This window comes from Thermus kawarayensis JCM 12314 (assembly GCF_055393575.1).
The window spans coordinates 54445-64068 of the sequence record NZ_AP043758.1 but is presented as its reverse complement, the minus strand read 5'-3'; the positions used below and the strand labels follow the sequence as shown (position 1 = coordinate 64068).

The following is a 9624-nucleotide window of genomic DNA, read 5'->3' as shown; positions in this document are numbered from 1 at the left end:
ATGTATCTTGCCTCCTGAGGGAGGCCCTACCGCCCTTACACTCGGGCCCCCACGCCCGCAGTTTTGATCGGTAGCCACCCGCCCCGGCCTCCCCGCCGCACAGTATCCCGGTCGTGAAAGACCGCATCCACATGGAAGGCCCACAGGGTCGGGTGGCCACCTCCCTCAGTCTACCCAAAGGAGAAAGACCATGCTCTGCGCAGGCATTGACGTCAGCAAGCCCCACCTGGACCTGGCCCTGGCCTCCGGCACCGCCAAGCCCACCCGCCTCCGCTTCCCCAACACCCCTGAAGGCCGCCAAGCCCTCCTCGCCGCCCTCGCCCACCACCGCCCCGCCTGGGTGGCCCTGGAGCCCACGGGCGCCTACCACTTCCCCCTCCTCAAGCTCCTGGTGGAGAAGGGCTTCCAGGTGGCCCTGGTCAACCCCTATCACCTGGCCGCCTTCCGCAAGGCTAAGGGAGAACGCAACAAGACGGACGGCCACGACGCCCTCCTCCTCGCCCGCTACGCCCAGGTCTACCACGCCGAGCTCCGGGCCTACACCCTCCCCCCAGAAGCCCTCCGGGAGCTCAGGGCCCTGGTGGGCTACCGGGAGGACTTAGCCGGGCGGGAGCGGGCCATCCTGAACCAGATGGAGGCGGTGGAGTGGGCGGGGAGTGAGGGGGTCCTCGCCCTCCTCCAGAGGGAGCTGGCCTGCGTGAGGGGGCTCCTTGGGGAGGTGGAGGCCAGGGTCCAGGCCCTCCTGGCCACCCTCCCTGAGGCGGAGGTGCTGATGGGCCTGCCCGGGGTGGGGCCCCAGGTGGCGGCGGCGGTGCTGGCCCTCCTGCCCCCGGAGCTCTGGGGCCGGGCGAAGGCGGCGGCCTCCTACGCGGGGCTCATTCCCGAGCGGGAGGAGTCGGGGAAGAGCGTGGAGAGGAGCCGGCTCTCCAGGAAAGGGCCTCCTCTCTTGCGGCGGAAGCTTTACATGGGGGCCCTGGTGGCGGTGCGGCACGACCCGGAGATGCGGGCCTTCTACCACCGCCTGCTCTCGCGGGGAAAGAGGAAGAAGCAGGCCTTGGTGGCTGTGGCCCACAAGCTCCTCAGGCGGATGATGGGGAGGCTCAGGGAGTACTACGCCGGTCGGTGGGCCCAGGGGGTGGCTTGACGTTCAAGACAGTATCAATCCTTACACGACCGGGGGTCCCAATCCTTTTTCCGCCTTGAGGCGGCGGCCACACTCGTCCGCGTAGATCGCGAAAGCCGGTTCCACCGGGGCCAGTTTACCCGGAAGAATCTGCACGAACCCCCCTTGCGCCCGCACGGGAAGCGCTATGCCTCAACCGCTTCCCAGGATTGCCGTTGCACCCGCAGAGAACAGGCCGTATCGTGTGGCCATGCCGCGCACCAGCAAACGTCCCCTTCCCCGCCACGTCCTCCGCATCGGCGAGAGGCGGCGGGAGCTCGGCCTCACCCAGGAAGAGCTCGCCCGCATGGCGGGCTTCTCCACCAGCCTCATGGCCAAAATCGAGCGGGGCGCCGTGGACCCCAAGACCCTCTCCGCCCAGTACCTGGTGGGCCTCGCCCGGGCCCTCGGCCTCACCCTCTCCGAGGTCATGGGGGAAGAGGTCCCCGGGGACGACCTGGGCTTCGTCCCCTTCACCCTCCCCGTCTACACCTCCCCCGAGGAGCTGGAGGAAGGCAAGCCCGCCTCCCGGGCCTTCCTCGCCCCCGCCGAGCTTCCCCGGGGGGCGGTGGTGGAGCGCCTGGCCTTCCTGGAGGTCCCGGGGAGGTGGCTCGCCACCCTGGACGTCCCCTTCCCCACCGCCCGGCGGGCCTGGGTCCTCACCGAGCTCAGGCCTCTCCTCCAACCCCAGGCCGTCTACCTGGGGAAGGCCCAGGGCCACGCCGCCTTCTTCCCCCACGAGGCCCTGGAGAGGGATCCTCTGGCCCTCTACCCCCTCCACCCGGACCTCCCCACCCTCTGGCTCAAGGAGGAGCGCCCCGAGGTCCTGGGCCTGGTACGGGGATGGCGGGTGCTATAGAGGCCATGTATTGCCAAAATGGGTGGTATATGCTAACCTCTAGTTGCGGCTAGCCAACCCTGGGGTGAGCGTGCTAGACTCCAGGGTTAAGGAGGTGAGAGCTCACCTAGGGACGGGTAGCGGTAGGCAAAAGTAGGAAGACCGGGGTTTCCCCCGATCCCTTCACCGCAACCATCTTGGTACCCTCGCGATCGGCTAATCCGAGGGTACCAAGCCGAAGGGAAAATGTCAACCCGGGTGGAAGCCCCACGGGCCCCAGGGCCGGGGGTAAGCGGCCCATAAAGGACCGTGGGAACGCAAGTCGGCTGGACCCATCTGGAAGCGCCAAACGGCTACACCCTTATTCCCAATCCCCTCTTGAACAAGCTCTTCTCGGCTAAGCTGTCGGCCACCGCCCACTCCGTCTTCCTCGCCCTTGCCACCCGCCGCAACCTCCGTTCCAACAAGGCCTCCACGAAGGACCTGGCCCGCTTCCTCGGGCGGGACCAGCGCACCGTGGAGAAGGCCCTCCTCGCCCTCTGGGAAAAGGGTCTGGTGGAACGGGACGCCACCGGGTGGTGGCTCTCCGATGCCTTGCCCGGGCAGGACCTGCAGGCCCCCGTGCACGCCGTGCAGACCCCCTTGCAAGCCTTGCAAGGCGCGGGCGAGGAAAACGCCCTCCAGGACGGGCTTCCCTCGGCGCGGGAAATAAAGGAAGAAGTAACCACCGAAGAAAATCCTCCTCATCCTCACGCCCAGGCGGCGGAAGCGGAGGAGGTTGAAGAGGTAGAAGCTGACCACAAAGCCCCGGAGGAAAGGGCGGTCCCCGCCTCCCCCTCAGAGGGAGGTGAGAAAGCGATCTTCCCGGTTCCTTCGCCGTCTCCGGCCTCTCCTTCCTCCTCTGGATCTTCCCCGGCGCTCGTGAAGGATGGCACGAATCGCCCCCTCCAGGAGGCCTTGAAGCGGGCGGGCCTCTGGGGGGACTTCTACCGGGTCTTCCGCCCGGGCTTCGCCCACGGGGGCCTGTGGCGGGCCTACCTGAAGCGCCTGGAGCGGGAGGCCCTGCCCCTGGGGGAGGCCTTCCTCCAGGTCCTGGGCCGCACCCTGGAAGGGGCCCGCCTCGGCGTGGTCCGCTACCCGGCGGCCTACCTGGACCGCCTTCTCCGGGACCTGGCCCCGACCGAGCGCCCCTCCCTTCCCCCGCCGTCCCTTCCCCTGGAAGAGGTGCCCCGGGACGCCCTCCTCCTCCTCCCGGACGGGAGGCGAGGGTACTTCGCCGGGTGGACCGGGGGCGGGACCAAGGCCTTCGTGGAGGTGGATGGGGTGGCCCACCTGGTGGACCGGGAGAGCGTCCTCCAGGCGCGTGTGCTAGGGTAGAGGGGAATGGTCACGACGCCCCCTTCACCTTCCCTGAGCCGGGTTCCCCTAAGGTTTGGCGCCCACTACGCCGCCGTGGTGATGGTGGAAGGGCAGGTCTTCGTGAAGGAGAGCCGGGCTCCGAACGGCCAGGTCTACACCTTCTACCGCCTCCGCCTCCCGGACGGGAGCTTCCTCCGCCTGCCTAGGGTCCACCGGGGCCGGCCCATGGCCGGGCTTTTGGGGGCGCGCATCCGGGCCACCTTTTGGCCCCGCACGAACGGCCAGGGCCTGCTGGAGAAGTCCCTTCGCCTTGGTCGGATCGGGGTTCCCAGGGGGGACGGGAAGGGCCACCCCTTGATGGCCGCCCAGGGCCGCGTGGCCTTCGTGGACCGGGAGGAGGGGAGGTTTGGCCTCGAGGTGCGGCCCAATCCTGGGGGACGCCTCAAGGAGCCCTTCACCCTCACCCTCTGGGCCCCCCTCTCCCTCCTCGAGGGCCTGCCCCCCGTGGGAAGCGGGATCTATGTGGAGGGGGAGGCCCGCTTGAAGACCCGGCGGCTCGTGGCGAAGAAGGTGGAGCCCGCCAGGCTTTGGGACGATCCCTCTTGAAGTAGAGGGAAGTTCTGCTGGCCTCGAGGCCGTAGCGGGCAGAACAGGGGGTTTTTCCGGGCCGGTGATTTCAAACACACCCGTTGTGGGGTTTGACTCACGACGCGGGGTGGGTTATATTGCTTCCAACCATGAAGAAGACCGTCCTCATCCCTCTCAAGGACTGGGCGATGGAGCAGGGGCTCTCCTACTCCGGCGCCCTCAAGCAGATCCAGGAGGGGAGGCTAAACGCGCGGCGCCTTGGCCGCTACTGGTACGTGGTCAAGGAAGTAGAAGCCCCCGTGGGAGACGGGGTGGTCCTCACCCTCTTTACCCACGCCGGAGGCGCGGGGAAGACCTCCCTGGCCCGGGACCTGGGGTACGAGATGGCTTCGCGGGGGAAGCGTGTTCTTCTCGTGGACGTGGACCCTCAGGCCAACCTCTCCGCCTGGCTCGGTATCGTGGACGCCCCCGTGGAGGAGACCCTTCTCGGCCTCCTAGAGGGCAGGGGGCGCCTAAGGCCGAGGGAGGTGCTTCCAGGGGTTAGCCTCATCCCCGCGCATGTGGAACTTGCCCGGGCCGAGCTTGTCCTCATCCGGGAGCCCTACAAGATGTTCGCCCTGAGGAAAGCCCTGGAAGCCTTCCGGCAGGAGTACGACCTCATCCTCGTAGACTCCCTGCCCTCTCTGGGCTCCCTGGCTGGAGTTGCGGGTATGGCCGGGGACGGCCTTCTGGTTCCCGTGGAAGCCTCGCCCAAGGGCCTTCAGGCCCTGCCCACGGTGCTTTCCGTGGCCCAGGACTACGCCGAGGGGTTGGCCTCTCTGGGGATGTGGGGCGGGGGCGCCTTCGTCCGCGCCCTCATCCCTAACGGGCTGGAAGGGACGGTCCGGGACCGGGAGGTTTTGGCCCAGCTCGAGGGCCTTGGAGGGCGGATCCCCTTAGCACCCCCCTTGGTGCGCCGTCCGGCGGTGTACCGGGAGGCTCAAGTACAGCGGCTTCCGGTGCAAGCGGTGGGCGGGGAGGAGGTGCGGCGGGAGATGCGGGCCCTCGGGGACTTTCTGGAGGGGATCCTGGAGCAGGTCAAGGCTGAGCTTCACAAGGAGGTGGCCTGATGAGCCGCAAGCCGAGCCCCATGGACCCCTTCCTGGCCAGGGCGCTTTCCGCCTTGGAGGAGATGGAGGGGAAGCCGGTCCAGGCTGGGGGGAAGACGCTTCCCCTCGAGGCCCTCGTCCCTTCTCCCCAGCCCCGCAAGCGCTTTGAGGGACTCGAGGCCCTCGCCCACTCCATCCGGGAAAAGGGCGTGCTCCAGCCCCTCCTGGTGCGGCCCCTGGGGGACGGGAGGTACGCCATCGTGGCCGGGGAGAGGCGGTACCGGGCCGCCCGGATGGCGGGGCTTTCCGAGGTCCCGGTGCGGGTGGTGGAGCTCTCCGAAAAGGAGGCGAGGCTTTTCGCCCTGGTGGAGAACCTCCAGCGGGAGGACCTGAACCCCTACGAGGAGACCGTGGGGGTCCTCGCCCTGCTATCGGAAGACTTGGGGAGGCCCGTGGAGGAGGTGGTGGCCCTGCTCCACCGGATGCGGGACGAGGCGAGGAGGAAAGTTCCCCAAAACGTTTTGGGGAGCCTCGAGGCCCGGAGGGTGGAGGAGGTCTTCCGGGCCCTGGGCCGCATGGGTTGGGAGTCCTTCGTCCAGGCCCGCCTCCCCCTCCTCAACCTCCCCGAGGACCTGAAGGCGGCCCTGGAGGAGGGGGCGATCCCCTACACCGCCGCCCTGGAGCTCAAGAAGGTGAAGGACGAGGCCTTGCGGAAGGCCCTCCTGGAGGAGGCGAGGGCGGGGCTCTCCCTGCGGGACCTGAAGGCCCGGGTGCGGGAAGCCTTGCGGAGGGAGAAGGCCCCCAGGCCCTGGCACCGGGAGGTGGGGGAGAGGCTCTTGCGGCTGGACCTCGAGGCCCTGCTCCCTGAAAAGCGGGCCAGGGTAGAAGCGCTCTTAGCGGAGCTCAAGGAACTGCTTGGTTAGGTGCGGTTTTTCTCTAGGAGGCGGGGGCGAAGGTGGAGGCGCAAGGTCAGCTGAGCCAAGGTCTGGTGGAGGAAGTGAGGAGCCAACTCAAGGAGGGTCCTGAGCAGGAGCAGGTGGTGGGCCCCTTAGTGCAGTATCTCCTTACCAAAGGCTATAAACTTGAGCAGATCCGCTTCGGCAAGAGGGAGTGGCGGGTGCCCAAGAGCCCCTCGGAGGCCCACAAGCGGGAGAAGGGGAGAAGCTATGAGGGTTTCCCCGTTGACATCGCCATCTTTAACGCTTCTGCGGAGGGCCCTTCTCTTCCTCGCATCATCATTGAGACTAAGCAACCCAAGGAGGAGGCTGGAATCTCTCAACTGCAGGCTTACATGTCCCTGGAACCTTCTGTAGAGCTTGGAATCTGGACCAACTCCGCTGACCCTTCCGCTCCCGCCCTTTTCCTCTACCGTGGAGAGGCGCATCCTAGGCGCAAGCTGGTCAAGGACATCCCCTCTCCCGGGGACCCGATAGTGCCTGACCGCGTACCTCTTCGGTACAAGGACTTGACCGTTCCTAGCCAGGACGTCTTGAGAAAACTCTTCTCCGACCTCATGGACCGCTTGGCCTCCGAAGACGCTAACGTGGTCCGTCCTGATGACCGCCTGAGCGAGCTTTGCAACCTCATCCTTTTGAAGCTGGATGGCGACAGGAGAGCCAAGGCCGAAGGAGAGGAGGCGGAGGTGCGCTGGCGGGCCCTCTCCACTCCCGAGGACACCGCGCGGATGATCCGGGAGTGGTTCCGCAACTTTACCCGGGTCTACCCCGAGCTCTTCACCAGCGAGGAGGAGCGGACGCTGAGGCTGACGGACCGTTCTATCCACCTGGTGGTGGAGGCTTTGGAGGGGTACCGCCTCATCGAGGCGGGAAGTGAGGCGGTGGCCCAGGCCTTCCAGGTGCTTCGGACGGAGGCTCTGCGCTCGGCGGACGGCCAGTTCTTCACCCCCCAGTCGGTCATCGCGGCGGGCGTGGCCCTTACAGGGGTGGAGTGGGACAACTTGGTGATCGACCCAGCTTGCGGTACTGGGGGCTTTTTGATCGAAGCCTTCTTCAACCTGGTGGAGAGAGTAAAAGGAGACCCCACTCAAGCGGTCCGCTGGGCTCAGACCCACCTCTACGGGGTGGACAAGGACCATGTAGCCGTCAAGTTGGCCAAGGCGGTCATGCAGATCGGTGGGGACGGCTCGGCCCATATCTTCCGGGGAGACTCCATAAGGCGGCACGAGTGGCCCAGGAACTTTCCTCACCTGCAGTACGAACTGCAGGAGGGGCGCTTTGACCTGGTGCTCACCAACCCTCCCTTCGGCAAGGACCTGGTGGTGGCCGCCGAAGACCTGGACCGGAGCGGGTTTTCCATCCACCGGGCGGGCGGGGGGTCCATGAGGAGGGTCCCCGTGGGCCTGGCCTTTCTGGAACTCGCCTACTGGCTCCTGAAACCCAGAGGGCGTGTGGGGATCGTTCTCCCCGAAACCTACTTCTTTAGCCGTTCCTACCGTTGGGTGATGGACTGGCTCCGTCCCCGCCTTCGCCCCCTGGTGGTGGCCAATATCCCCATGGAGGCCTTTCAGCAATATGCCAGGGCTAAGACTAGCTTTTTCGTTTTTGAGAAGCTCGCCGCCGAGCCCGACTTTGATGCCCCTGTCCTCTTTCTCAACCCTAGCACCTGCGGTATAGGCCCTGACGGGAAGGACATCCCTGACAACGAGCTATGGGAGCACGTGCTCCTGGCGAAGAAAGGCGAGCTTCCCCCTGGGGCCGTTCAGGTGAGGCTTGGGGAGGTGTATCGGCGAGGGGTGCTCGTCCCCCGCTACTACGACCCCAGGTATGAAGAGCCCCTGGACCGCCTTCTGGAGGAAAAGGGCCTCGAGGGGGTGAGCCTGGGAGAGCTGGTGGAGAAAGGCTTCTTGGAGTACCGCTTCGGCCACGGTAGCCCCGACCGCCTGAGCCGCAGGGGCGAGGTCCCCTACATCAAGGTGAGCGATCTCCGGGCCGGAAGGGTGAACGTCAATCCCACCAACCTGGTTCCTAGGGAGGTGGCGAGGAGGCTCTGGAGAGGGGGGGAGAGCGGGCTTCGGGCTTGGGATCTCCTCACTCCTATCCGGGCGAGCAGCAATATCGGGGAGTTTGCCGTCCTGCTTCCTGGTGAGGAGGAGCGGGTGCTCACCAAGGAGGTGCTCGTTCTGAGGAGCACGGAGGAAGGCGAAAAAGAAGGGTACACGCCTTTTTACCTCTTCTGGGCGTTCTCTTTGAAAGCGGTCAGGGAGAGCTGGCGGCGGGTCACTCTGATGCAGACGAACCGGGAGGACGTGGGGGACTACTGGAAAGAGGTGAGGATCCCGAAACCGAAGAGCCCCAGCTGGGCGGAAGAGGTGAGCCGCCCCATTCGGGAATACCTTGAGGGTCTGGTCCAGGCCCAAAGGGGCCTCCTGGGTCTGAGGGCTCAGGAGGAGGAGGGGTTCACCTTTGTTCCTTTCTTGAGGCCACCAAGCGTCGGGGACAAGGAGTCCGAGAACAACCCGGGAGGGAATACCTCCACTTAAGGGGCTGGGGTTGAAAACGGCCTAGAACTCCTCCCCCCACCCCGGCACCACCAGGCTCTTCATCCCGGTCCAGTAGGCCACCTTCTCCCTGGGATGCCCCTCCTGGAGGAACCTGCGGATGGCCCGCCAGCGCAAGGGGAGGGCGAGGTCGGCCCGCCTCTTCCCCTCCGCCTTCACCCCGGCGAAGTCGGCGAACTCGGTGAGGATCCACTTGGCCTCCTCCAGGCCCAGGGGCTTCCCCCGCCCCTTCCCGGGGGCGGGCTTGAGGAGGAGATGGGGATAGGGGAGGGGCTGGTGCCCCGCCAGGAACTCCCTCTGGGGGAGCCAGTCCGAGAGGACCTCCCGGGCGAGAGGGGAGAGGGGGACCTCCCGGAGCTTGGTCCCCCGCACCAGTAGGCTCTTCTCCCGCACGTCCTCCTTCCAGAGGTCCGCCACCTCCTTCACCGTGAGGCCCACCTCCCCCAGGAGGACCAGGAGGACCTTGAGGAGGGGACGCCAGTAGGCGAGGGGGTAGACCTCCGCCTGCCGGAGGAGCCTGGCGTACTCCTCCTCGGGCATGGCCCGGGAGGGGGCCACCACGGGGAGCTCCTGGCGGGAGGGGAGGCGCACATGGGGGGGCATGGGGTGCCCCGCCCAGTCCAGGAAGGGGAAGAGGTGCCTGAGGCTCGCCCGGGCCCGTTCCACGGTGCTCCAGGCGAGAGGCCCCCTCTCCCCCCCGGGGAATCCCTTCTCCTTGGCCTCCAGGAGGAAGGCCTTGGGGTCCTCGGCCTCCAGGTGGGGCCAGCGCCGCCCCTTCAGGGCCAGCCAGCGGACGAAGTAGCCCACGTAGTGGGGGGCCGCCCGGTCGGGCTTCCTGCGGCGGCGCACCAGGTAGGCCCAGAGGGCCTCCTTCAGGACCCCCTCGTCCCAGCGCCCCAGGGCCTCCCCCACCACCCGCCTCCTCTCCTCCGGGTGGTCCCAGGGTTCCAGGGCAAGGCTCTCAGCCATCCTTCCCATCATCTTAGCTACAACCCCCCTCCGCCGCCACCCCGTGTGTAGCTAAGACTTTTCCCCTCCGACTTTTCCTCCTCCCCACGCCACTCTCCACACC

Annotated in this window: 9 protein-coding genes; 7 read left to right on the top strand and 2 right to left on the bottom strand. The window is 66.9% G+C overall.

Going from position 1 to position 9624, the window contains the following annotated elements; translation table 11 throughout:
• Positions 1–190 precede the first annotated feature (190 nt).
• The 6 genes from ACZ5RK_RS13155 (at position 191) to ACZ5RK_RS13130 (ending at position 5958) form a co-directional block, all read left to right on the top strand.
• The gene (locus tag ACZ5RK_RS13155; RefSeq protein WP_464910266.1) at positions 191–1144 is read left to right on the top strand and encodes an IS110 family RNA-guided transposase; all 954 of its coding nucleotides are present in this window, start codon (positions 191–193) and stop codon (positions 1142–1144) included.
• A 229-nt stretch (positions 1145–1373) separates the two neighbouring features.
• Positions 1374–2021 carry a helix-turn-helix domain-containing protein gene (locus tag ACZ5RK_RS13150; protein ID WP_054647290.1) on the top strand — a complete coding sequence of 216 codons (648 nt, stop codon included), beginning with the start codon at positions 1374–1376 and terminating at the stop codon, positions 2019–2021.
• Between the two features lie 288 nt (positions 2022–2309).
• A complete protein-coding gene (locus ACZ5RK_RS13145; RefSeq protein ID WP_464910381.1) occupies positions 2310–3377 on the top strand; it encodes a hypothetical protein in 1068 nt (355 codons plus the stop codon).
• Between the two features lie 6 nt (positions 3378–3383).
• A complete protein-coding gene (locus tag ACZ5RK_RS13140; protein ID WP_464910380.1) occupies positions 3384–3965 on the top strand; it encodes a hypothetical protein in 582 nt (193 codons plus the stop codon).
• Positions 3966–4096: 131 nt separating this feature from the next.
• On the top strand, positions 4097–5056 hold the full coding sequence (locus tag ACZ5RK_RS13135) for a ParA family protein (protein WP_014677579.1): 960 nt from the start codon (positions 4097–4099) through the stop codon (positions 5054–5056).
• Complete coding sequence (locus ACZ5RK_RS13130; protein ID WP_464910379.1) at positions 5056–5958, top strand: ParB/RepB/Spo0J family partition protein; 903 nt, start codon at positions 5056–5058, stop codon at positions 5956–5958. The genes ACZ5RK_RS13135 and ACZ5RK_RS13130 overlap by 1 nt, the downstream gene beginning before the upstream one ends.
• A gap of 125 nt (positions 5959–6083) precedes the next feature.
• Here the strand turns inward: ACZ5RK_RS13130 and ACZ5RK_RS13125 are convergent, their stop codons facing one another.
• Positions 6084–6419: a hypothetical protein gene (locus ACZ5RK_RS13125; RefSeq protein WP_172596970.1), complete on the bottom strand. Its 336-nt coding sequence runs from the start codon at positions 6417–6419 to the stop codon at positions 6084–6086.
• An 81-nt stretch (positions 6420–6500) separates the two neighbouring features.
• Between ACZ5RK_RS13125 and ACZ5RK_RS13120 the strand changes: the two genes are divergently transcribed.
• Positions 6501–8534 carry an HsdM family class I SAM-dependent methyltransferase gene (locus ACZ5RK_RS13120; protein ID WP_464910378.1) on the top strand — a complete coding sequence of 678 codons (2034 nt, stop codon included), beginning with the start codon at positions 6501–6503 and terminating at the stop codon, positions 8532–8534.
• Positions 8535–8555: 21 nt separating this feature from the next.
• Here ACZ5RK_RS13120 and ACZ5RK_RS13115 read toward each other — a convergent pair whose 3' ends face one another.
• Positions 8556–9521: a recombinase XerD gene (locus tag ACZ5RK_RS13115; protein WP_464910377.1), complete on the bottom strand. Its 966-nt coding sequence runs from the start codon at positions 9519–9521 to the stop codon at positions 8556–8558.
• Positions 9522–9624 lie beyond the last annotated feature (103 nt).

Bases quoted from the DNA above. Each gene is read 5' to 3' on its own strand.
- ACZ5RK_RS13140 (WP_464910380.1), top strand. From the start codon at position 3,384: ATGGTCACGACGCCCCCTTCACCTTCCCTGAGCCGGGTTCCCCTAAGG.
- ACZ5RK_RS13125 (WP_172596970.1), bottom strand. From the start codon at position 6,419: ATGCGCCTCTCCACGGTAGAGGAAAAGGGCGGGAGCGGAAGGGTCAGC.
- ACZ5RK_RS13155 (WP_464910266.1), top strand. From the start codon at position 191: ATGCTCTGCGCAGGCATTGACGTCAGCAAGCCCCACCTGGACCTGGCC.
- ACZ5RK_RS13115 (WP_464910377.1), bottom strand. From the start codon at position 9,521: ATGGCTGAGAGCCTTGCCCTGGAACCCTGGGACCACCCGGAGGAGAGG.
- ACZ5RK_RS13130 (WP_464910379.1), top strand. From the start codon at position 5,056: ATGAGCCGCAAGCCGAGCCCCATGGACCCCTTCCTGGCCAGGGCGCTT.
- ACZ5RK_RS13150 (WP_054647290.1), top strand. From the start codon at position 1,374: ATGCCGCGCACCAGCAAACGTCCCCTTCCCCGCCACGTCCTCCGCATC.
- ACZ5RK_RS13135 (WP_014677579.1), top strand. From the start codon at position 4,097: ATGAAGAAGACCGTCCTCATCCCTCTCAAGGACTGGGCGATGGAGCAG.